This is a genomic window from Halomonas sp. DN3 (assembly GCF_024137905.1).
Classification (GTDB): domain Bacteria; phylum Pseudomonadota; class Gammaproteobacteria; order Pseudomonadales; family Halomonadaceae; genus Halomonas; species Halomonas litopenaei.
In genome coordinates this window covers 931303-953693 of sequence record NZ_CP099965.1, presented here as the reverse complement: position 1 = coordinate 953693, position 22391 = coordinate 931303, and the positions used below count along the sequence as shown (strand labels likewise).

General features: G+C 64.6%; 22 protein-coding genes. 4 read left to right on the top strand and 18 right to left on the bottom strand.

The features are described 5' to 3' along the window. Nucleotides 1–257: 257 nt before the first annotated feature. From rpoS to NKF27_RS04245, 18 genes are all read right to left on the bottom strand, one after another. Nucleotides 258–1253, bottom strand: coding sequence for an RNA polymerase sigma factor RpoS (gene rpoS / locus NKF27_RS04330; protein ID WP_108448198.1), 996 nt, complete (start codon nucleotides 1251–1253; stop codon nucleotides 258–260). A 110-nt stretch (nucleotides 1254–1363) separates the two neighbouring features. Further along, nucleotides 1364–2536 carry a peptidoglycan DD-metalloendopeptidase family protein gene (locus NKF27_RS04325; RefSeq protein WP_253555477.1) on the bottom strand — a complete coding sequence of 391 codons (1173 nt, stop codon included), beginning with the start codon at nucleotides 2534–2536 and terminating at the stop codon, nucleotides 1364–1366. After that, nucleotides 2529–3482 (bottom strand): DUF368 domain-containing protein, encoded by a 954-nt coding sequence (locus tag NKF27_RS04320; RefSeq protein ID WP_108448141.1) that lies wholly within the window; start codon nucleotides 3480–3482, stop codon nucleotides 2529–2531. Before NKF27_RS04320 ends, NKF27_RS04325 begins: the two co-directional genes overlap by 8 nt. Nucleotides 3483–3517: 35 nt before the next feature. Beyond that, on the bottom strand, nucleotides 3518–4183 hold the full coding sequence (locus tag NKF27_RS04315) for a protein-L-isoaspartate(D-aspartate) O-methyltransferase (RefSeq protein WP_045991033.1): 666 nt from the start codon (nucleotides 4181–4183) through the stop codon (nucleotides 3518–3520). Then, a complete protein-coding gene (gene surE, locus NKF27_RS04310) occupies nucleotides 4170–4916 on the bottom strand; it encodes a 5'/3'-nucleotidase SurE (protein ID WP_045991032.1) in 747 nt (248 codons plus the stop codon). Before surE ends, NKF27_RS04315 begins: the two co-directional genes overlap by 14 nt. After that, nucleotides 4913–6088 carry a tRNA pseudouridine(13) synthase TruD gene (gene truD / locus NKF27_RS04305; RefSeq protein WP_253555475.1) on the bottom strand — a complete coding sequence of 392 codons (1176 nt, stop codon included), beginning with the start codon at nucleotides 6086–6088 and terminating at the stop codon, nucleotides 4913–4915. Before truD ends, surE begins: the two co-directional genes overlap by 4 nt. Next, the gene (ispF, locus tag NKF27_RS04300) at nucleotides 6085–6621 is read right to left on the bottom strand and encodes a 2-C-methyl-D-erythritol 2,4-cyclodiphosphate synthase (protein WP_301271192.1); all 537 of its coding nucleotides are present in this window, start codon (nucleotides 6619–6621) and stop codon (nucleotides 6085–6087) included. The genes truD and ispF overlap by 4 nt, the downstream gene beginning before the upstream one ends. A 14-nt stretch (nucleotides 6622–6635) precedes the next feature. Next, nucleotides 6636–7364, bottom strand: a complete 729-nt coding sequence (gene ispD, locus NKF27_RS04295) for a 2-C-methyl-D-erythritol 4-phosphate cytidylyltransferase (RefSeq protein ID WP_253555474.1) — start codon at nucleotides 7362–7364, stop codon at nucleotides 6636–6638. After that, complete coding sequence (gene ftsB / locus NKF27_RS04290; protein ID WP_045991030.1) at nucleotides 7361–7696, bottom strand: cell division protein FtsB; 336 nt, start codon at nucleotides 7694–7696, stop codon at nucleotides 7361–7363. Before ftsB ends, ispD begins: the two co-directional genes overlap by 4 nt. 192 nt (nucleotides 7697–7888) lie before the next feature. Then, complete coding sequence (locus NKF27_RS04285; RefSeq protein ID WP_253555473.1) at nucleotides 7889–8965, bottom strand: transporter; 1077 nt, start codon at nucleotides 8963–8965, stop codon at nucleotides 7889–7891. A gap of 150 nt (nucleotides 8966–9115) precedes the next feature. Continuing rightward, nucleotides 9116–9904 carry a hypothetical protein gene (locus NKF27_RS04280; protein ID WP_253555472.1) on the bottom strand — a complete coding sequence of 263 codons (789 nt, stop codon included), beginning with the start codon at nucleotides 9902–9904 and terminating at the stop codon, nucleotides 9116–9118. 69 nt (nucleotides 9905–9973) lie between these two features. Beyond that, a complete protein-coding gene (locus NKF27_RS04275; protein ID WP_253555471.1) occupies nucleotides 9974–10678 on the bottom strand; it encodes a C39 family peptidase in 705 nt (234 codons plus the stop codon). A gap of 129 nt (nucleotides 10679–10807) precedes the next feature. Then, nucleotides 10808–11953: a hypothetical protein gene (locus NKF27_RS04270; protein ID WP_253555470.1), complete on the bottom strand. Its 1146-nt coding sequence runs from the start codon at nucleotides 11951–11953 to the stop codon at nucleotides 10808–10810. A gap of 75 nt (nucleotides 11954–12028) precedes the next feature. Next, nucleotides 12029–12670, bottom strand: coding sequence for a hypothetical protein (locus NKF27_RS04265; RefSeq protein WP_253555469.1), 642 nt, complete (start codon nucleotides 12668–12670; stop codon nucleotides 12029–12031). 2 nt (nucleotides 12671–12672) lie between these two features. Continuing rightward, nucleotides 12673–13233, bottom strand: coding sequence for a hypothetical protein (locus tag NKF27_RS04260; RefSeq protein ID WP_253555468.1), 561 nt, complete (start codon nucleotides 13231–13233; stop codon nucleotides 12673–12675). Between the two features lie 5 nt (nucleotides 13234–13238). Continuing rightward, a complete protein-coding gene (locus NKF27_RS04255; protein WP_253555466.1) occupies nucleotides 13239–13589 on the bottom strand; it encodes a hypothetical protein in 351 nt (116 codons plus the stop codon). Nucleotides 13590–14547: 958 nt separating this feature from the next. Next, nucleotides 14548–15930, bottom strand: coding sequence for a sigma-54-dependent Fis family transcriptional regulator (locus NKF27_RS04250; RefSeq protein ID WP_253555464.1), 1383 nt, complete (start codon nucleotides 15928–15930; stop codon nucleotides 14548–14550). A gap of 152 nt (nucleotides 15931–16082) precedes the next feature. After that, on the bottom strand, nucleotides 16083–17201 hold the full coding sequence (locus tag NKF27_RS04245; RefSeq protein WP_253556407.1) for a GNAT family N-acetyltransferase: 1119 nt from the start codon (nucleotides 17199–17201) through the stop codon (nucleotides 16083–16085). A 274-nt stretch (nucleotides 17202–17475) separates the two neighbouring features. Here NKF27_RS04245 and edd point away from each other — a divergent pair, with 274 nt between their 5' ends. From edd to NKF27_RS04225, 4 genes are read left to right on the top strand one after another with little or no spacing between them, the layout of a single operon-like run. Further along, nucleotides 17476–19365, top strand: coding sequence for a phosphogluconate dehydratase (edd, locus tag NKF27_RS04240; RefSeq protein ID WP_253555462.1), 1890 nt, complete (start codon nucleotides 17476–17478; stop codon nucleotides 19363–19365). A gap of 8 nt (nucleotides 19366–19373) precedes the next feature. Next, nucleotides 19374–20342, top strand: coding sequence for a glucokinase (glk, locus tag NKF27_RS04235; RefSeq protein ID WP_253555461.1), 969 nt, complete (start codon nucleotides 19374–19376; stop codon nucleotides 20340–20342). After that, on the top strand, nucleotides 20339–21370 hold the full coding sequence (locus NKF27_RS04230) for a D-hexose-6-phosphate mutarotase (protein ID WP_253555460.1): 1032 nt from the start codon (nucleotides 20339–20341) through the stop codon (nucleotides 21368–21370). The genes glk and NKF27_RS04230 overlap by 4 nt, the downstream gene beginning before the upstream one ends. Nucleotides 21371–21388: 18 nt before the next feature. Beyond that, nucleotides 21389–22345, top strand: a complete 957-nt coding sequence (locus tag NKF27_RS04225; protein WP_045991021.1) for a carbohydrate kinase — start codon at nucleotides 21389–21391, stop codon at nucleotides 22343–22345. Nucleotides 22346–22391: the final 46 nt, after the last annotated feature.

Sequence of the window (22391 nt, the reverse complement as noted above, 5' to 3'; positions counted from 1 at the left end):
AATAGAAAAGGGTATTTCATGGCATATAAGTCCATAAAACTCTTCCGAGACAGCTAGTTAAACCAATACTTGGATAGCAACCAGACAAAACCACTAAAAAAGCGCCAGGCTTGGCCTGGCGCTTATGGATACGTCTCACGGGGTCAGTCTTGAAGGTCGGGACCATGCCCCTATCCAAGCGCCCCAGCATGCGCTGATATCATCTACTTGCCGGGCACCGCCACCGACAGCACTCTGGTCACGCCAGGCTGACGGGGCTACTCGAAGATGGCGTCCAGCGACAGGCCCTGCTTGTCGAGCATCCGGCGCAGCTTCTTGAGCGCCTCGACCTGGATCTGGCGCACCCGCTCGCGGGTCAGGCCGATCTCCTCGCCGACCTGCTCCAGGGTGGCGGCCTCGTGGCCACGAAGGCCAAAGCGTCGCACCACCACCTCGCACTGTTTCTCGGTAAGCTCCGCCAGCCAGTGATTGACGTGGGCCTTGACGTCACCGTCGACCAACGTCGACTCGGGCCCCTGCTCGTTGTCGTCGGTGAGGGTCTCGATCAACGGCTTGTCGCTCTCGCCGCCCATGGGGTAGTCGACCGAGGACACCCGTTCGTTGAGCCCCATCATCTTCTTGACGGTCTCGACGGGCTTGTCCAGATGTTCGGCGATCTCTTCGGCGGTGGCCTCGTGATCGAGCTTCTGGGTCAGCTCACGGGCGGCGCGCAGGTAGATGTTGAGTTCCTTGACCACGTGGATCGGCAGGCGAATCGTGCGGGTCTGATTCATCAGCGCCCGTTCGATGGTCTGGCGAATCCACCAGGTGGCGTAGGTCGAAAAGCGAAAGCCGCGCTCCGGATCGAACTTCTCCACCGCACGAATCAGGCCGAGGTTGCCCTCTTCGATCAGGTCCAGCAGGGTCAGGCCGCGATTGAGGTAGCGGCGCGCGATCTTCACCACCAGGCGCAGGTTGGACTCGATCATCCGAGCCCGCCCCTGGGGGTCACCCTTGCGCGCCAGACGGCCGAAATAGACCTCTTCCTCCGGCGTCAGCAATGGCGAGAAGCCGATCTCATTCAAGTAGATCTGGGTGGCGTCGAGGCTCTGGCGCGCATAGCGATCCTCGCGACCCAGCGCCTTCTCGAACGCCTGAGTCTCGTCGTCGGCTTCCTCGACCTCTTCGACCTCGTCCGTCACGTCCTCGACGGCGTCCTCGTCAGCCTCGTCTACCGTTTCGAGATTCACATCCTGAAGATCCCGTTCAAGCATGCTCATCGTATAGCTACCCCGTGGTTGCGACCCGGCGTTGTCGTCACCCACTACGATCAACGCCAAAGATTATTATTGTGTGACGCTCATCCTGGAGAAACTGCCGTTTCTCAACGGGAAGGAAGATATTTCGTCGGATCCTGCGGCTGGCCGTCCTTGCGCACCTCGAAATGCAGGCGTACGTCCTCGGCGTCGGAATCCCCCATGGTGGCGATGACCTGGCCTGCCTCGACGACATCGTTCTCGCTGACCTTGAGACTGTCGTTGTGGGCGTAGGCACTCAGGTATTCATCGTTATGCTTGAGCAAGATGAGCTTGCCGTAGCCCCTCACACCGCTGCCCGCGTAGACCACCTTGCCCGGCCCCGCCGCTCTGACAGGTTGCCCCTTTTGACCGCCGATATCAATGCCGGCGGTGATGCTCGAACTCTCGCCGAACTGGCTGACAATCTGGCCGTCGGCCGGCCACTGCCAGGGAACCTCATCGACCGGCGTATAGGTCCGCGATCCGCCGCTTGAAGCGCTCTCGCCGCCACTGGAAGACGTGGCCTGGCTGCTGCTGCCGCTGTCCTGTGAAGCGTTGGCGGCCACGGTTTCTGACTGTGCAGAATCGCTAGCCTCGGCCTGCTGCTGTTGCTGTGCCCTGGCCTCTTCCTCGGCGGCCGCCACCACCGATTCCTCGGCTTCGCGCTGGGCGCGCTCGGCCTCATCCTGGCTGCTCAGGCTACCATCGGCGCCGGGGGTGTCGTAGTCGTACACCGGTCCCGGAGCGGTCGCGCTGACACCGGCCACGGCGGCCGCGCCCTGGGCCGCGGTACCGCTGATCTGCTCGGTACTCGCGCTCACGGTCTCGGTGCTGCCGTCCGGCAACAGCCACTCGAGATCCTCGGAGGAGGGCTGAGCGTTCTGACTTTCCTGGCCGAGGGGCGTTGCCACCGCCCCGCCCTGGCCTGCGCCCTGGCCTGCCTGCGCGCCCGCCACCTGCTGACCGCCGGCGCCCGACGACGGGGCCTGACCGTTGGCCGACAGGCTCAGCGTCTGGCCGACGTCGATGCGGTAGGGCGGCTGGATATTGTTGATCCGGGCCAGTTCGCGGAAGTCCATATCGTGGCGCCAGGCGATGCCGTACAGCGTATCGCCGGACTCGACGGTGTACTGCGCAGGCACCTGTGCGGCACGGGCCGACGACAGGTCCTGAACCTGGACCGGCTGGCTCGGGCCCTGCTGATTGACACAGCCGGCCAGGACCAGCGCCAGGCTGGAGATGACGAGAGTCTTATGCATCGTGTGGTGTCTCCTTGTCGGCTGACCGCGTCGAGCGGCTAGCGTTGGCGTCTTCGCGGGCGGCGGACGAAGCGCCGACCCTGGCAACGATGAGGACCACCAGCATGCCGAGGATGGCGAGCAGCGTCACCCCCACCAGCTGCGCGGCCTCTCCGGTCACCGCAGAATAATCCCAGGGGGCCAGATAGCGATAGTCCAGCGGGATGACTTGATCGTCACTGCCTAGCTGATAGCGCGTCAGTTCCCGCCAGGGCCAGAGGATCGGCAGCGAGCCCACGATGAAGCCGACCAGCAGCTGCAGGGTGGCGGTGTGATGACGCCGCAGCAGCCACGACAGCAGACGGGAAAAGGTGAAAAGGCCAACCAGGCACCCCAGGGCAAACAGCCCCAGCAGCGGTACATCAAAACCACGAATCCCCTGCATCACCACGTCGTAGAGGCCCATGCTCAACAAAAGAAAGCTGCCCGAGACGCCGGGCAACAGCATCGCGCTGATGGCGATGGCGCCACCGACGACCAGTACCAGCGAGGGGCTGCCGAGGGCGTTGACCAGCGGCATCAGCGACGGCAGCGCCTGGGCCAGCACCAGTCCCAGCGCCAGCGGCAGCATGTGCCACCAGCGCCAGTCGGCCGGGTGCTTGCCGACCACCAGCGCCGACGCCGCCACCAGGCCAAAAAAGAAGCCGTTGAGCAGCAGCGGATGGCTATCCAGCAGCCACACCACCAGGTGAGCCACGGTGATCAGGCTGGTCAGGATGCCGGCCATCAGCGGAAGCAGGAAGCGCAGGTTCAGGTGAGCAACGAGCCCCCTGACGCCACCCTGTTTCAGCGCCCCGAAGGCACTGGGACCGAAGCGCTTGATGGTGTGGATCAACTCCTCGTAGATGCCGGTGACGAAGGCAATGGTGCCACCGGAGACTCCCGGGACGGCATCCGCCGCCCCCATGCCCGCACCCCGGAGGTAGAGGCCTAGCGAATGTTTCAACGAATTACTCCTTCCAGTAACGGCACGAAGCGTACCGGCTCCAGCCGTTCGAATTCAAAGCGCTCTCCCTCGCGCCTTACACGGGTCAGCCACTGGCGTCCATCGTGCCCTTCCAGCGGCGCGATCAGCACGCCGCCGTCCACCAGCTGGGACAGCAGAGGTTCGGGCAGTTCGCTGGCACAGGCGGTCAGCAGGATGGCGTCGAAGGGGGCGGCCTCGGGCCACCCGTGCCCGCCGTCGGCCAGCCTCAAGCGCGCGTTGTAGGTCTTCAACAGGCGCAGGCGCGAGGCGGCGATACGATGCAGAGCATTGATCCTCTCCACCGACCAGAGTTCCGTCACCAGACGTGCCAGGATCAGCGTCTGGTAGCCTGACCCGGTGCCCACCTCCAGCACTCGCTCGGGCGCCTGTTCGAGGATCAGCTCGCTCATGCGTCCGACGATCCAGGGCTGCGACAGGGTCTGGCCATGGCCGATCGGCAGCGCGGTATCTTCGTAGGCACGATGCGCCAGGGCCTCGTCAAGGAACAGATGGCGAGGTTCCCGCGCCATCACCTCGAGCACGCGAGACGAGCGAATGCCCTGCTCGCGCATGCGGCTGACCATGCGGTCCCGGGTTCGCTGGGACGTCATGCCGACGCCTCTGAGATCAGGTGAGCGCATCAAGCCAGTCCTGCACATCATCGCGTGCGGCGTGTCGGGTCAGATCGGTCTGCAGCGGGGTGATGGAGACGTAACCCTCCGCCACCGCGGCGAAGTCCGTGTCCGGCGCATCGTCCGCATTTTCTCCCACCGGGGCGATCCAGTAGCGCAACCGTCCACGGGGATCGCGCGTCTCGATGGGGCGTTCGGCGGGGCCACGATAGCCCATGCGAGTGACGCGAAAGCCGCGCAGCTCTTCCCACGGCACATCCGGCACATTGACGTTGAGCAGGCTGCGCGGCGGCAGCGAAAGCTGCTCCAGCGCCCCCACCAGGCTTGCCGCCACCCGGCCGGCGGTCTCGAAGTAGCGGTGTCCGACCAGTGACACGGCGATGGCCGTCATGCCCAGATTGCGCCCTTCCATGGCCGCCGCCACGGTGCCCGAGTAGAGCACGTCGTCGCCCAGGTTGCCGCCATGGTTGATACCCGAGATCACCAGATCCGGTGTCTCGTCCCAGACGCCGTTGACGCCAAGATAGACGCAGTCGGCGGGGGTACCGTCGACGCTGTAGAAGCCGCTGTCCATGGGGCTGAGCGACAGCGGACGCGACAGGGTAAGGGAGTTGCTGGCACCGCTGCGATCACGATCGGGGGCGACCACCCTGAGCTTGGCATAGGGGCTGAGGGCGTCATGCAGGGCCTTCAAGCCAGGCGCATTGACGCCGTCGTCGTTGGATAGCAGCAGTCTCCTCATGGTGTATCTCCCTGGTGTTGCTCGGCCACTGGTTGCGCGTCCCCGGTCTGCTCTTCCCCAGGCTGCCTGGCCACAGGCTCCTTCACTAAAGGCTCGTCGACGGACGGCGCGTTGCGAAAGCTCAGGCTGGGGTGATCCATCAGCTCACGCAGCACGGCGGTGGCAAAGGCCCCGGCGGGCAAGCGAAACTCGAGCCACACCGCGTCGTCCTGACGCCACAGACGGGCCTCGGTGGGCATGACTCTCAACGCCCGTCGGGACGCCTTGACCCTGGCCTTCTCGAGTCCGGCGCACAGCGCCGGCGCCTCGGCCAGGACGTCTTGCTCCAGCGCCTCGGCTCGCTCCCGGGCGCGACTGCCACCGGTCCCCCAGAGTACCCCGGCGGGATGGATGTCGCCTTGCTCGAGCCGAGCCTTCAAGGCGTCATCGGGGCTTTCCACGTCGAACAGGCTGTGGGTACCTTCCAGCATCATCACGTCGCCGGCCAGCACCTCTCGCCAGCAGCCCCTGCGCAGACGCTCGGCCAACTGGGCGTTGAACAGGTAGCTGCGAGCGGCAGACAACAGCATGCCCTCGCGGTCATCACGCTTGCGCCAGCCGCGCTCGAGCACCGCACAGGCCTTGCTCAGGTTGCGCCCCTCGTGACCGAATCGCTGGGGCCCGAAATAGTTGGGCACCCCGTCGCTCACCAAGGCCTCGAAGCGCTGTTCGAGCCCAGGATCCCGAGCCACCTCGCCGGTCAGCTTCAGACGAAAGCGGTTGCCGCGATGGACCCCCCGCTTGAGCTTGCGCGGATGACGGCTGGCGGCCTCGACCACATAGCCCTCCGCCGTCAGTCGTGCGTCGAGATCCTCCGGCGCCTCACGCCCCGCAAGATGCACCGAGAACCACTGACGCGTTACCGCCGTGCGGTCCTTCATGCCGGCATAACCGACGTCGCGGCGACTCACCTGACACAGGTGGGCCAGGGTCGAGGCGACCCTGGCGGTGGTGGTGTCACGCTTGGCGATCCACAGCCACAGGTGCTCGCCCTGGCCCTCAGGAGCGAATCCCAGGTCCTCCTCGACCTGGAAATCCTCGGGGGTTTCCCGGTAACGCCCGGCCACCGGGGCGCCGAAACGCTCGTCCAGATAGCGCGGCCAGTGCGGGGGCCAGACGATGGCATCGCTCATGTCGATTCGGCCCTCGTGACACTGGCGCCAGGGTCCCCGGCGGCGCTGATGGCATCATTGTCAATGGCCGCCATCAGCACCACCGCCTCGGCGGCGATGCCCTCGCCACGCCCGGTGAAGCCGAGACGCTCTGTGGTGGTGGCCTTGACGTTGATGGCGCCCCTGTCGATGCCCAGGTCCTCGGCCAGGGCGTCGCGCATGGCACCGAGATGCGGTGCCATCTTCGGCGCCTGGGCCATCAGGGTGGCGTCCAGGTTGGCCACCCGGTAGCCGGCCTGCGCCACCCGCGCCACCACCCGCCGCAGCAGGTCGCGACTGTCGGCGCCCTTCCACTCAGGGTCGGTATCCGGAAACAGGTGACCGATATCACCGAGGGCGCAGGCGCCCAGCAGCGCGTCACTGATGGCGTGCAACAGAACGTCGCCATCGGAGTGCGCCACGAACCCCCGATCGAAGGGCAGTCGCACGCCCCCGATCATCAGGTGGTCACCCTCGCCGAAGCGATGGACGTCGAAGCCGTGGCCTATGCGCAGGGGCAGCAGCATGTTCATGAACTCTCGTGCAGATCCCGGAGCACCGCGTCGCCGGCCAGGATCAACTCGGCCAGGCGCAGGTCCTCGGGGTGGGTGATCTTGATATTGTCGCGGCGACCGGCGACCAGTCGGGGCGCGCGGCCCAGGGCCTCCACCGCCGACGCCTCGTCGGTGATCCGGCCGACGCCGATGCCGTCCGGCGCCAGCGCCCGGACCAGAGCCTCCTGAAGCAGAGCAAAGCGAAATGCCTGGGGCGTCTGGGCCTGCCACAGACCCCGTCGGTCCTCGGTGTTCGCCACCGCCCCCTGGCCATCGTCGCGCTTGATGGTGTCCGCCACCGGCGAGGCCAGCAGCGCCCCGTCAGGACTCGCAAGGGCAGCGCTGTAGAGCCGTGAAAGGTCATCGGCGCTGACACAGGGGCGCGCCACGTCGTGCACCAGCACCAGGTCATCGGGGGCGCCTTGGGCGGCGACCGCCGCCAGGGCATTGACCACGCTGTGCACGCGCTCGGCGCCGCCGGCCACCCGCTGCCAGTCGGTAAAGGGGACCAGCGCCGGGTCGAACCAGTCGTCATCGGGCGCCAGGCACAGGCACAGCCGCGCCTCGGGAAAGCTCTGATGCAGCCGCGCCAGGGTATGTGCCAGCACCGGTCGCCCCGCCACTTCGAGATACTGCTTGGGGCACATCCCGCCGACCCGCTTGCCGACGCCCGCCGCCGGCACGATCAGCCACAGTCGGCTCATTCACTGGCCCCCTGGGCGGATCCCGGTGTCGGTTGGGCCACCGGGGCGACGTCGGTCTCGACCCCGGGCACCCAGAAGAACTGCTCGTCGGTGCGCACCATGCCCACATCGCTGCGAGCGCGTTCCTCGATGGCATCGAGACCGGTCTTGAGGTCCACCACCTCGGCGCTAAGACGAGCATTGCGATCGCGCAGGGGCTGGTTTTCCGCCTCCAGCGCCGCCACCCGCCCGCTGACTTCATTCATTTCCATGACACCGCCCTGGCCCAGCCACAGTCGATACTGAAGCAGGGCGAGCAGTGCCAGCAGCACTATCGCCAAGGTCTTGAGCATGCAGGTACCGTCGACATTCGATTCGGCGCCTAGTATGCCATCGCCGCCCGGTCGGGGGCGAGTCGCGGGTCGGCCCATGTCACGATGGCCAGGAGAGCGCATCAAGACCAGAGGCACCAACGCAATCGGCCGACCCCGAGGGTCGGCCGACTCGCTGGCGAGCGTTCTTGCGCTGGTTAAATGCCAACCGCTCTATAGCTGGAACGGCATACGGAAGGTCAGGCTGATATCCGAGGCGTCATCGGTCATGCCGATGCCCAGGTTGGTGACCACCGAGGTGGAATCGGTCATGGCGTAGGTGCCACCGATATTGAACACCCCGATAGTGGCGTCACTGCCGATAACCTCGGTCTCGTTGCCACCTTCCGGGGTAATCTCGGTCTTGCGGATATATTCATGGGAGTAGGACAGCGCCAGGCTCAAGCGCTCGTTCAAGGCGAAGGCGGTACCGAAACCTGCGCTGATGCTGTCACCGAGGTCCACATCGGCGCGCTGGCGGCCCTCACCCGCGGAAATATCGTCGAACTCTTCCTCGATATTGTAGGTATAGCCCAGGTTGGCGAAGACGATGGCCGGGTCCAGGGTCTTGAGCACCGACACCCCGGCGGTCACGCCCCAGACGCCGTTGCCGGTGGGCAACTCCTTGGGCACCGCCAGATTACCGGCGGTATCGGACTGCTCGATTTCGATGCCGTAGGGGTCCTTGCCGGTGGGTGCGCGCACCCCCAGACTGACCACCACGTCGGGTCTCTCCACGGTCTCCGGCAGCAGCCGGTAGGACAGGCTCGCCGAGATATCGCCGAGCCCGGCTTCATCGACGTCATCCTCCACGTTGCGTTCAGTGGAGAACTCGCCACCGATGGACTGGATGGTGGTGGTGCGATAGACGAAGGGCACGTTGATGCTGGCTTCCAGCCGATCGGTCAGGCCATAACGGGTATTGATATCCAGGGTGGTGATATGGGTCTCGACATTGTCGAGGTTCAGCTCGCCGAGAAAGATGGCGTCCAGTGCCAGAAAGCCACGAAGTGCCAGGCTGTCGCGATCCGAGTAGGTGTAGGTGATCCCGGGTTCGATGGTCAGGCGATCGGAAAACAGCGCGTGCTCCTCGCGGAAGATATCCTGCACGCTGCGCGAGGCCTCCTGGGATTCCAGCGCCTCTTGCTGTTCGGCTCCGACGGTCTGTTGTGCAAGGGCGGGCGCCGCAGCACCGGCCAGTAAAAGGCCCGCCAACGGCGGGCAGAGCGTCCTGTTGATGACGATATTCACGTCGATCTCCTTGTCCCCGAATGAAATCGTTTGTACTTCTTGTCGAGCGTCTACTGCGCCCTTCTGCTCCCCTTCCAGCAGAGTCCCCCGACACTCCTGGTAAAGTGTAGACAAATTGTGCGTTTACGGCGGTCAATTACTCCATAACTGTCAACGCAGCGCCGCCGCCGACTTGATGCCACTGAGCATGCCGGGTACCGCCCTGTCCCCTACCCCGGCCTGGTTCCCCATATACAGCTGCAGCCGGGTCAGGTTGCGCACCTGCTGCAGGTTGCTGGAGAGCTGGATCGCCTGATTCAGCCCGCCGCCGGGCACAATGGCCTGACTGATGCTGCCCATGCCCGGAATGTCCACGGACACGCTCATGTTGTTGCCGACGGCGGATACCGCGATGGTACTGCCGGCGATGGAGCGGGTCAGATTGCCGCTGGTGTCCGGGCTCACCCCGCCGAAACTCGAGGCGTCCAGCACGTCGATGACCAGGTCATTGGCGGCGACGTTGAAGTCTCCCCCCGCCTGGATCGACTGCACCACGCCCGAGGCGTTGGCGGTGCCCCGATCGACTATCGTTGCACCGTTGCCAAGACTTGCCAGACCAGCGGCGCTCTCCACCACGGTGATGGTGGGCTGGAAACTCACCGTGGGTTGGCCTCGGCTCAGATCACCCAGCATCTGCGCGCCGGCAGACAGATGATCCCCCGCCGCGGTGCGCCATTCGCTGACCATCTGCACCCCGGAAAACATCAGGCGCCCCTTGTCCACGAAGCGCCCGCGCTGTTGTCCCAGTTCACTGTCGGATAGCTGACGCGCCTCGCTGAAACCCTCGAAGCGGTCAAAGTCGGTGGTGGCAGCCAATGCCGCCGGTGCGCCCAGGGCCAACGACAATGCGAGCAGCATTGCCCAGCGTTTCAGCCCTGGTCCCCTGTCATGTCCCATCATGGTGTTGCCCCCTGATCGACGGCGCCTTCCTGCTCGCCGCTGAGCCTTGCCGAAAGAGCGTTATCGTTGTCAGAACAGTTCAGCGTGACGGAAACCGAAGTCGATCATCTGCTCGCGTGAGACGGGCGAGAACACGTCCTTCATTCGATGCGCCGTCAAAGGCTGGCGCGGATCGAGCAAGGCGGTATAGCGGTCGAAGCCGTCGCCCACCACCGCGAAGATGATATTGTTCCAGGCGGCCATGAATTCGTCCCGGGACATCACCCGGTTGCCCAACGCCGGATCACCGATATAGACGCGATCTGCGCTGGCCTTCTTCATGACCACGAAGTGTTTGTAGCCGTTGAGGTCCAGAAGGACGATCACCGGAATCGAGACTTCATCCAGGGTGTCGGCGTCGACTTCATAGCCACGTCCGCGCAGACCCAGGGTCTCGACATAGTTCTTCAGATCCAGCAGGGAGAAGCCCTGCTGCTGTACCAGCTCCAGGTCGGCTACCTCCAGCATCCCCGCCAGCACGTCGTGCTCAGTGGTGTCGGGGCGTTGGTAGGCGTACTTGAGCAGGGTGGCCAGCGAAGCGGCACCGCAGGAAAAGTCGGTGCGCTGCTCGACCAGATTCTCGTAGCGACGCTCACGGATGGACTGGACGTCCTTGTTGATCACCGTCCCCGGCACGATCCCTCCCAGGCGAATGGTGGCAGCCTGCGTATCGCCGAGCGGTAGTGCGAGGCCGATGGCCAGTGCCGCGGCCAGCGGCCAGCGTGGCAGTGTCATGACCTGTCCCCCGTATCCAGATAGTGAGTGTCGTATTGGCCAGCTTCTTGGTGAGCTTTGGCGGTCGTGTCTTGTGGGAAAAATCCCCGGCCCAGATGGGCCGGGGAAGCTCCGATTAGATCGAGCGAATTACGGCGCTTCGCTGCCACCGCCGGTAGTTGCACCGCCCATGCTGGAGGCAATCGACAGCGAGTTGCGCTGCATGTTGCCGGAGCCAGAGGCGATGTTGACGCCGATGTTGCCGGTAGCGCCGCGCAGGGCATTGCCACCCAGTGTCGCGGCATTTTCTTGATAGACCAGCATCTGAGTGGTGTTGACGCTGCCGCCCACGGCGATACCACCCAGGGCGATGCTGCCACTCTCGGTAAAGCCAAGCTCACCGCCTTCGCTACCTTCGAAGCGGCCGTCGTTGCCGTCCGGTCCCTGGTCGTCGAAGTCAGCATGGCCCCACAGGGACTCGCCGCCGGGGTGGCTGTCGCCGCCCTGCCAGATTTCCGGATAGACGTCGTTGGTCTGCGCCCAGTTGCCACCGTAGGTGCCGCTACCGCCGCCTTCGTATGAGCCACCCAAGGCCACACCTGCAACAAACGCAGAGGTATCGGTCAGCGTCACGACCTGACCCGCGGAGGTGGTGTTGTTGCCATAGCTGGCCTGGACGCCGCCGGTGGTGGCATCGGCGCTGCCGCTGGCGGTGTTGACGGCTGCCGCCAGGCTGTTGTGCTGGGCGTTGCCGACACCGGCCGCGACGTTGACGCCGATGTTGCCGCTGGCATTACGCAGGGCGTTGCCACCCATCAGGGCAGTGTTCGGGCTGCCGTTGATGGTGGTCATGTTGTTGGAGGCGGACTGGAAGGAGAATGAGGCCGCCTGGCCGAACACGGTAGCCGCGTCGGAGGACGACAGCGCCGCGTCGTTGGCCTGCTGGTTGTTGTCACCGGCGGCCACGTTGGCGCCGATATTACCGGCGGCACCCTGCAGGGCATTACCGCCCAGGGTAGCGTCATTGGTGGTCAGGGTTTGCGTGGCTTCGTTGTTGTTGGAGAGCTGTTTGCTGTCCACGGTAGCGCCGGAATAGTTGTCATCCAAGAACAGCGCCCCGCCAAGCGCACCCACGTACTTGTAGTTGTGGGAGTCGTTGAAGATATGGACATCGATGCCGTTAGTGGCCTCTGAGTCGATGCTTGAATTGGTTTCGAAGTCGTTGGCCATTGCCGCCGGTGCGACCAGAAGTGCAGAGATGGCCAGAGCGAGCGGCGCTTTTTCAAAAGTTTTCATGATCGTTCTCCTGAATGAACCGTACTGTCTTTTCACTGCTTTTATTGACGTCACTCGTTGCTTTCAGCGCTAGCTTTATTGGTTGAAGCGATAGCTGAAGCTGTTGCGAGTGGCGTTCCCCGTGCCGGCTGACTGGTTGACCTGAATCACTCCTCTGGCGCCCCCGAAGGTACTTTCCTCGATCTCGAGATTCCGGATGGCGCTGTCGGAGCCATTGCTGCTCGACCCATTCAGCCCCTGCCTTGGTGCCAGCACCTGTTGCAGACTGTCGTCGCTCAGGCCGCTGACCGTGCTCCCCAGAGCCATGCCGAAGCTATTGCTCTGAAGGTTGCCTATCCCCGCCGCCTGGTTGACGGACATCCACCCGGAGGCGCCGCCAAAGGCGCCCTCCCTGATGGCGGTGCCCACCTCCATGCCGGCGAGTCGTTCGTCGATGCGTACCTGCTGCACCAGACGATTGTTGATGGTGGCGCCGTCACCGATGGCCAGGGCGCCGCTGTTGGACTGCAGATTCTGGTTGCCCGCGGCCTGGTTGGCCGCCGCGACACCACTGACACCGCTGAGCGCCTGACCGCTGATCACGCTGCTGCTGCGCAGGCCGCTCAGGTCCTGGCCCTGGGCCGGGTCCGGGCTCACCATCACCAGCCCGAAGGCGGCGGTGAGCACCAGGCTGCGGGTCAACCGTAGCGGCAGATGTGAAGGCTTGAAGATCCGCATGATCAGCGCCTCCCGCCGGTCAGGGGCGCCAGCGCGCCGGTCACGGTATTGGCGATGCCGGAGGTGGCCCCAATCACGCTGCCACCGGCTGCCGATCCGCCGCCGACCGAGGTCGCTACCCGATTGCTGCCGCCCACGGGACCGGAGCCGAGATTGGCGCCGGTACCCAGGGCGCGGTGCATCTGACTCATACCGCCGCCTACGCCGGCGGAGATGCTGGCCGCCCGGGTGTCATCGAGCATGATCGCGGAGACCCCGCCCATGCGGTTGTGGACGCTGCCCGTGGCGCTGCGTGCCATGTTGCTGCTGTGCATCAGGTCGGCACGCCCACGGATCGGTCCGCTGTCGCGATTGACATAGCCGAATGGCGCAGTCTCGACCTCCCTCAGCATGATGATCTCCCCCGGCTGGACGCCGGGGCGAAGATCGGCGCCGAGGCTCTGGTCGGTCCCCACACCGACCAGGCCCACCGCCACTACCGCTGCGGCCAGGGCCAGACGCCACTGGCACGTTACGGCGTTCCCGCTTCCCCCTTGCCCTTCTCTGTGCTTCAGGTGTCCCATGGTGATCACCAGTCCCGTTGCGTAGTGACGTTGGCGCTCTGACGGTTGTTCAGCCCGTTGGCTGCGCGATGGCTGCTGTCATCGCCCCCGCCTCCGGCGCCTCGTCCCGGCCGTTCGTCCCAGAGGATGACGCCGTCGGCGTCGATTCCCTGCTCCGGCACGAAGCGGCCTCGAATTGTGTCCAGCGCCCCGTCATTGACGAGGTGCTGATCCCCGGGAGCGCCGAACACCTGCTGCTCGTCGAGCATCGCGGTGTCCGAATGGGCCGACATGGATCCGGCGGCGGCCAGCGCCACACCGATCGCGATGGACGCGCCAAGGACAAGGGTCCGGCTGTTTGCGATCGTCTGGTTCATGTCGGCGTCTCCTCGGGTCCTGTTCCCGTTGCAGTGCTTCTCCTGCACAAAGAACAGAGCAATCGCCGTGCCAACTTATAACTTATTGATTTTTAGCTATTTTTATTTTTGTGCGAAACAAGGAGTGTTAAGCCGATGAAACAATGCCTCTTCTGCCGAGCGACAAAGACGGCACAAAACACCAGCAAACCCATGTTTTAAGGTGCTTTTTCAAGAAAGTACCGTTACTGGTACAGCTCAGGGGCCAGCGGCGTTATCCACCCCGAAAAGCGACCCTGTCAGACCCGCGCTATCGTGCTGAAGGGCCCGTGAGGCGGGGGTTTCAGAAGAAACAGCAAAAAAATGTGGCAGGGTGTGTTCAAGGACGACATTCGCGTTACGAGGGAAGCCGGCATCTTGTACGGATGGGGGAGAAATGTCAGAAATCGCATGATTGAGCACAGTTAAACCTGGCCCGTTAACAAGCAACACACTGATATAAAAGGTGTTTTTTAGGCATTCACCGCTTCAACACTGTCCTTCTGGCCAATGTTTCAACAAAGCAACACTTTTACGCCAGGCCCATTTTGTCGGGAGTACGAAGCATCAGCTTCGTCCGCATAGCGTCGAAATCTTGCCGCGATCTCTCAACGTCGCTAACCGACTTCTGATGTCAGAGCGCAGATTTCAGGGGGATAGAAGGGCGCAGATACCAGCGTGATAGAAGGACGCAGATACCAAGGTGATAGAAGGATCAGATGCCAGGGCGATAGAAAGCCCCAGATAGCAGAGCGCTGGAACCAGGATGCAAAAAGCCCCGCTTGCAGCGGGGCTATCAAAGAGTGGTTTGCCGAGAGGTCATATAGCCGAGAAGGCATATAGCCGAGAGGTCATATAGAGAGAAGAGAGCGCTGCGAGGAGAGACCTGCCGATAACGCCTCTTTTATACCGCCCGAACAAAATCGATGGCACCAGGCCGTCAGGAGAAGGCGGCCTCCTGGGGAGGCGTACGTGAAATACCGTGCTTGTCGAGCAACCGATAGATGGTCACCCGGGAGACGCCGAGTTCCTTGGCGGCGGCGTTGACCCGGTACTTGTTGCGCCCCAGCGCCGAGAGCAGCGCATCACGTTCGGCTTCCTCGCGAACCTCCTCCAGGGTCATCTGGTGGCGGTTCAAGCCACGCCGTTCGATGCCGAGGTCCTCGGGCTGGATCAGGCGGTTTTCGCACATCACCATGGCCCGCCGGACCCGGTTGATCAGCTCGCGGACGTTGCCGGGCCAATGGTAGCGCTGCATCACCGACAGCGCCTCTCGGGAGAAGCCTTTCAGACAGGAGGCCTTCTCGCTGGAGAAGCGCTCGAAGAAGAAACGCGCCAGGATCTCGATATCTTCCGAGTGCTCGCGCAAGGCAGGCACCTGCACCTGGAGCACATTGAGCCGGTGATAGAGATCCTCCCGAAAGCGTCCCTCCTTCACCGCCAGTTCGAGATTGACGTGGGTCGCGGCGACGATACGCACGTCCACCGGAATATCCTCGAGCCCACCGACGCGCTGGATACAGCGCATCTCCAGAAAGCGCAGCAGGTTGACCTGAAGCTCCAGCGGCAGGTCGCCGATCTCGTCGAGAAACAGAGTGCCACCGTCGGCCGCCTCGATACGACCGATCTTGCGTTGTGACGCACCGGTGAAGGCGCCCTTCTCGTGGCCGAACAGCTCTGACTGAATCAAATGCTCGGGCAGGGCGCCGCAGTTGATGGCGTGAAAGGGCTGGCGTGAACGCGTGGAGCGCTCGTGGATGGCCTGGGCCGTCAGCTCCTTGCCGGTACCGGACTCGCCGCTGATGAACACCGGGGCATCGACCACCGCCACCTTGCGGATGGTCTTGAACAGGTTCCACATCACCGGCGTCGTACCGACGAACTCGTACTCGCTGTCTTCGGCGGCGGCCGACATGCGCTGTTCTTCACGGTCGCGCTGCTGCAGCATCGACAGTTCCGCAGCGTGCTCCATCAGGATCGACAGGCGTAGCAGATCCACCTGGGGCGACACCAGGGAGTGGCTCAGGTGGGCCATGATGCGGCGCATCTCGGGGTCGTCACACTGATCCGAGGTGCCGACCGCGATCCAGGGCCTTTCGCTTTTCAGGATCAGCGGTTCCAGATGGCGCAGGTCCTGACAAGACAGGTCCTCCAGTACCATGATGCCGACCCGGCAAGGGTCATCAGGCTGCAAGCGGCAATCCGACAGCGGCGACACCAGCGGATGCATCTGCCAGCCACTCGACTGCAATCCCTCCAGCAGGTGGCCGGCACGACCACCGGGGTCGCCGATCCACCAACTGCAACGTTGCTTGACGTCCATCGCCTGTCCCCTGAACCCAACCGCCCGCAGACACCAGCAACGATCGGACTGTCGCGCCAACGCGACTACGAACCCGACCGCCCTCGATCCATCTGCGCCTGCGTAATGTAATCGTTATCTCACATGAGTATCGGTTGAATCATAGCACCGTATTACGCTCTACCTCGAAACGGTAGTCCACGGTGGGCCGCCGCCACATAGTGTTCGAGCTGTCGGGCTTCCTCTTGACAAAACCGCGCTACCGCATCGTTGAGGCGGGGATCATTGACATGATGCAAGGACGTCAGCCGGCGGGGGACGAAGCCCCGGGACACCTTGTGCTCACCCTGGGTACCGGGGTCAAAGCAGTCGAGGCCTCGCGCAAGGCAGTGTTCGATACCCTGGTAGTAACAGGCCTCGAAGTGCAAACAGTCGGCCAGCACCTCGCTGCCCCAGTAGCGACCGTAGAGGGTTCGGGTTCCCTGAAGGCAGAGTGCGGCGGCCACCGGGCGGCCTTCGACAAAAGCTTGAACAAGCACAAGGTTTTCCGGCATATGACGGCGAAGCCGCTGAAAAAATACCTCGCTTAAATAGCCCGTCGCGCCCCTTTCGAGGTAGGTGATGCGATAGCAGCGATAGAAGTGGCGGATCGCCGCTTCGTCGATCTCGCTACCCTCGAGACGCCGCAGTTCGATGCCCTGGTCGGCGACACGGCGACGCTCGCGTCTTACTTCCTTGCGCCGTTTCGAGGTCATCGCCGCCAGGAATCCCTCGAAGTCGCCAAAGCCCTCGTCTCGCCATTGAAACTGCACGCCGCTACGGGCGATCAGGCCCGGACAGGCCTGTCGCCAGGCGGCCACCTCCGAGTCCTCGGCAAACAACAGGTGCCAGCCCGATAGCCCGGGGTCGTCTTGCCACTGGCTCGCCAGCATGGCCATGACGGTCTGCTCGTCTTCACCTTCTGCCAGTGCCAGACGCGGGCCTGGCGCCGGGGTGAAGGGGATCGCGCTCACCGCCTTGGGGTAGTAGCGTCCCCCGGCACGCTCCCAGGCATCCGCCCAGCTCCAGTCGAACACGTACTCGCCCCAGGAGTGCTCCTTGAGGTAGTACGGCAGCAGGCCCACCAGTCGCGCCCCTCGCCACAGCGTCAGATGTCGAGGCTGCCAGCCGGTGCCCTCCCCCACCGCGCCGGTGGCTTCCAGCGCATCGAGAAATTCATGACGGGCAAAGGGGTGGTCCGGGTCCACCAGGGCGTTCCAGTGCTCGGCCGGCACCTCGGCGACAGCCTCCAGGCACTTGACCGAAAGATCTTCCTCGGCGTGGCCGCCCTGTTCTTGCTGCGGGGATGATGGCGTCACAACCCACTCCTTGCGCTTTGCGATTCAGCCACAGAGTGCCAGACTTTGGAGGTGCTCGTCGCCGAGATCGTCGAAGGCGGCGACCACCGGCCACTCCCTGTAAAAAAACTACATACTCGACCAAAGCACTCGGTCAAGGGGGAGGAAATTGGCTTTTTATTTGGTAAAGTTACGTACCTGACCCGCATCAACACGTCTGAGGTTGACCATGGCTAGCCAGCAAGCTTCTTCGCTCGATCCCACCGTCGCCCGCGTCACCGAGCGCATCCGTGAGCGCTCCCGGCAAAGGCGCGCCCTCTACGAAGAGCGCATGGAGGCCCAGCATCGTCGCGGCGTCCATCGCTCCGAACTGTCCTGCGGCAACCTGGCCCACGGCTTTGCCGCGTGCGGCAGCGAGGACAAGAATCAGCTCAAGCTGATGAATAGCGCCAACCTCGGCATCATCTCGTCGTACAACGATATGCTGTCGGCGCACCAGCCGTTCGAGAGCTTTCCCGAGGTGATTCGCGAAAGCGCCCGCCAGATGGGCTCTACCGCCCAGTTCGCCGGCGGTGTGCCGGCCATGTGCGACGGCGTCACCCAGGGCCAGCCGGGCATGGAGCTGTCGCTGTTCTCCCGCGACGTCATCGCCATGGCCACCGCCGTGGGCCTGTCGCACAACATGTTCGACGCCGCCCTCTATCTTGGCGTGTGCGACAAGATCGTGCCGGGCTTGTTCATCGGCGCGGCGCGCTTCGGCCACCTGCCGACTACCTTCATCCCGGCCGGGCCCATGCCCAGCGGCCTGCCCAACAAGGAAAAGGCCCGCGTCCGTCAGCTGTTCGCCGAGGGCAAGGTCGGCCGTGACGAGCTGCTGGAAGCCGAGTCCGAGAGCTACCACAGCCCCGGTACCTGCACCTTCTACGGCACCGCCAACTCCAACCAGCTGATGATGGAGTTCATGGGGCTGCACCTGCCGGGCGCTTCCTTCGTCAACCCCGGTACCGACATGCGAGAAGCTCTGACTCGCTTCGCCACCGAACAGACGATCCGCAATACCGAGCCCGGCGGCGACTACCGTCCGTTCTATCGCCAGATCGACGAGCGTGCCATCGTCAACGCCATGGTCGGCCTCTTGGCCTCCGGCGGCTCCACCAACCACACCATGCACCTGGTGGCCATGGCCGCGGCGGCGGGCATCACCATCAACTGGGATGACTTCTCGGAGCTGTCCTCTGCGGTGCCCAGCCTGACCCGGGTCTATCCCAACGGCCAGGCCGATATCAACCACTTCCAGGCCGCCGGCGGCATGAGCCTGCTGATCCGGGAGCTGCTCGGTGCGGGCCTGATCCACGGCGACATCCCGACGATATTCGGCACCGACCTGACCGCCTACACCCAGGAGCCCTTCCTCGAGGATGGCAAGCTGGTGTGGCGCGAAGGCCCCCTGGAAAGCCTCGACCCGGACGTGCTGCGCCCGGTATCCAACGCCTTTGCCGCCACCGGTGGCCTCAACGTGCTCGAGGGGAATCTCGGCCGTGGCGTCATCAAGGTGTCGGCGGTAGAGGCTCAGCACCGGGTCGTCGAGGCGCCGATCAAGATCTTCGAGGAACAGAACGACCTCAAGGCCGCCTTCGACGCCGGCGATCTCGACCGGGACGTCATCGTGGTGGTGCGCTTCCAGGGTCCCAAGGCCAATGGCATGCCCGAACTGCACAAGCTGACCCCCTACCTGGGCGTCCTGCAGGATCGCGGCTACAAGGTTGCCCTGGTCACCGACGGGCGCATGTCCGGTGCCTCGGGCAAGGTACCTGCGGCCATCCACATGACCCCGGAGGCGCTGGACGGTGGCCCGCTGGCCAGGCTGCGTGATGGCGATGTGGTGCGCCTGGACGCCGACAAAGGCGAGCTGTCTGTCGTGCTCAGCGACGCCGAATGGCGGGATCGTCCCAAGCGCGTGGCCGAACTGGATCACTACCATGTGGGTCTGGGTCGCGAGCTGTTCGGCGGCTACCGTCACCTGGCCATGGGCGCCGAGGAAGGCGCCGGCGTCTTCGGTGGCTTCGAGGCCGACGACCTCGAGCGCCAGCAGGGACAGATCCACGACGAGGACGCCTGAGTTCGCCCATGACACGCCAAGCGCTGATCGGGGACATCGGCGGCACCAACGCACGCTTCGCGCTGGTGTCGCCGGGCAAGACTGCCCCCCACGACATCCTGACCCTGCCCTGTGCCGACTATCCCGGCGTGGTGGAAGCTGCCCGTGACTACCTCGAGCGGGTGGGCGCCAGCGGCGAGAAGGCCCCGCGGGAGGCGTGCCTGGCGTTCGCCTGCCCGGTGCACGCCGAACGGGTCAGCATGTCCAACAATCACTGGAGCTTCCTGAAGGGCGAGGTCAAGCGTGACCTTGCCCTGGATGACTTCAAGGTGATCAACGACTTCATGGCTCAGGCGCTCGGCGTCCCCCACGTCGATTCGCATGATCTGGTCAGCATCCAGACCGGCGAGGCCGAAGGGCACGCCGCTCGACTGGTCATCGGACCGGGCACTGGCCTCGGCATGGCTGGCGTCTTCCCGGCACGGCGCGCCTGGGTGCCACTGCCCAACGAGGGTGGCCATGCCAGCTTCGCGCCCACCGACGAACAGGAACTCGACATCTATCGACGCTTCCACCGTCGCTATGGCCGGGTCAGTGTGGAACGCATCCTGTGCGGTCAGGGCCTGCTCGACCTTTATCGGGTGCTGGCAGAGATCGATGGTCTGGAGGCCAGCGCCAGCACGCCGGCTCAGGTCACCGAGGCCGCCAACCGCGGCGACCCGCTGGGGCGTGATACCATTCTGCGCTTTCTCAAGATCCTCGGCGACGTGGCGGGCGACGCTGCGCTGACCCTGGGTGCGAGAGGCGGCGTCTACCTGTGTGGTGGCATCGTGCCACGGCTGATCGACTGGCTGCCTCACAGCGGGTTTCTCAGCGCCTTCTGCAACAAGGGAAGGATGCGCCCTTACAACGAAGCCATCTCCATCCAGGTGGTCACGGCCCCGTGGACGGGGCTGCTGGGCGCCGCCGAGGCGCTCCACAACGAGGAGGTCGAATGATTCCGGCAACGCTCAAGACACGTATCGACGAGGTAGAGGGCCAGGGGCACATCCACTGGGCCGGCCGCGATATCTGGGTGGCCAACGAGAGCTGGGGCCAGCTGGCGATCTCGTTGCAGGGCGCTCAGGTGCTTCACTATCTACCCGCGTCCGACCCCACGCGAGCCGCAGGCGCTTCACCCGCGCCCGGGGTTGAAACGGCCGCGCAAGCCGCAGGCGCATCTCCCGCGTCCGACCCCACGCAAGCCGCAGGCGCCTCACCCGCCAAAGCCACCGTCGATAGCGGTGCGGATGATCCGCTGGTGCCCACTGGCTGGCTGTGGGTGACCCCCACGCCCCAGGATGTGCCGGGTGCGATTCGTGGCGGCATCCCCCTGTGCTGGCCGTGGTTCGCCGACGAGAACACCGCCGACGAGTCCCCCGACCGCTCCGGCCCGATGCACGGCCCGGCGCGCAAGGCCGACTGGCAACTGGACGCGGTGGACGAGCACGAAGACGGCGTCGAAGTGCACCTGTCACTGCCACAGCGCCTTCACAGCCAGTTGCATCCCCGTGCGGTGGTCCAAGCCAACGCCCAGCGTCTGCACGTGGAGCTGATCACCGAGCACCTGGGCGAGACGCCGGTGAAGATGACCGCCGCCCTGCACAGCTATCTGGCAGTGGATCAGGTCTTCGCCTGCCGCGTCGAAGGCCTCGTCGGGGCCCGCTACCTGGACAAGCTCAAGGGCTTCGCCGAGAGCGAGCAGGTGGGTGAGCTCGGGGTCCGTGAAGGCGTCGATCGCATCTATCATTCCAACGCCGAGGTGGTGCTCGATGACGGCCAGCGCCGCCTGCGAGTCGCTCGCCAGAACAGCGACTCGGTGGTGGTGTGGAATCCCGGCGAAACACCCAACCCGGACACCCCGCTGGACGCCGCCCGCCGTTTTCTGTGCGTCGAGTCCGCCAACACCCGCCTCGATCCGGTGTGGCTGGTACCCGGCGCCCAGCATATGCTCGGCACCACCCTGTCGCTGGCCGACAACCACTGATCGACGAGGAATCCCGCCATGACCCCCGTGATCGCCTTTGGTGAAGCCCTGGTCGACATGCTCTCCAGTCGTCTCGGTGATGCCGCCGAGGGACCAGAGACCTTCACCCCCTACGCCGGTGGCGCGCCGGCCAATGTGGCCGTGGCCTGCGCACGGCTGGGACTGACCAGTCGCTTTCTCGGTATGCTGGGCGACGACCACTTCGGCGACTTCCTGGCCCGTGAGCTCGAGCACCACGGCGTCGATGTCTCCGGCGTGTCGCGCACCCGCGAGGCCCGTACCGCCCTGGCCTTCGTCTCCCGCGACGCAGACGGCGAGCGCACCTTCGACTTCTATCGTCCTCCCGCCGCCGACCTGTTGTATCGCACCGAGCATCTGCCCCATGGGGTGTTCAGCGAGCCCGCCATCGTCCACCTGTGCAGCAACAGCCTTACGGACGATGCCATCGCCGCCACCTCTCTGGCGATCACCGAGATGGCCTCCCGGGCAGGCTGTCTGGTCAGCGTCGATGCCAACCTGCGTCACAACCTCTGGCCCGAGCACAGCATCGACGTCGGCCTGGTCACCCGCCTGCTCGACCAGGCCGACCTGATCAAGCTGTCCACCGATGAACTCGACGCCCTGCGGGGTGATCACCCACGTGACGACTGGCTGGCCGAACGCCTGGCCGCCGGTGCTCGCCTGATCGTGATCACCGATGGTCCCGGTGCGGTCGCCGCCCACACCACCCAGGGCGTCAAGCGCATGACACCGCCGCCGGTCAAGGCGGTCGATACCACCGCCGGTGGCGACGCCTTTATCGGCGGTCTGCTGGCGGCTCTGGCCGACCACGACTGGCAGCGCCCCAACTGGCAGCACGACGAGGCCTTCCTCGAACGCGCCCTGACCCTGGCCTGTCGCTGCGGCGCCCACGCGGTGACGCGCCCCGGCGCCTACGCGGCCCTGCCGCGCCGCGAAGACGTGATCGACAGCTGACATCACGACAACCTCGGGTGACCCGAAAGTCCCCCGCCGCCATGCC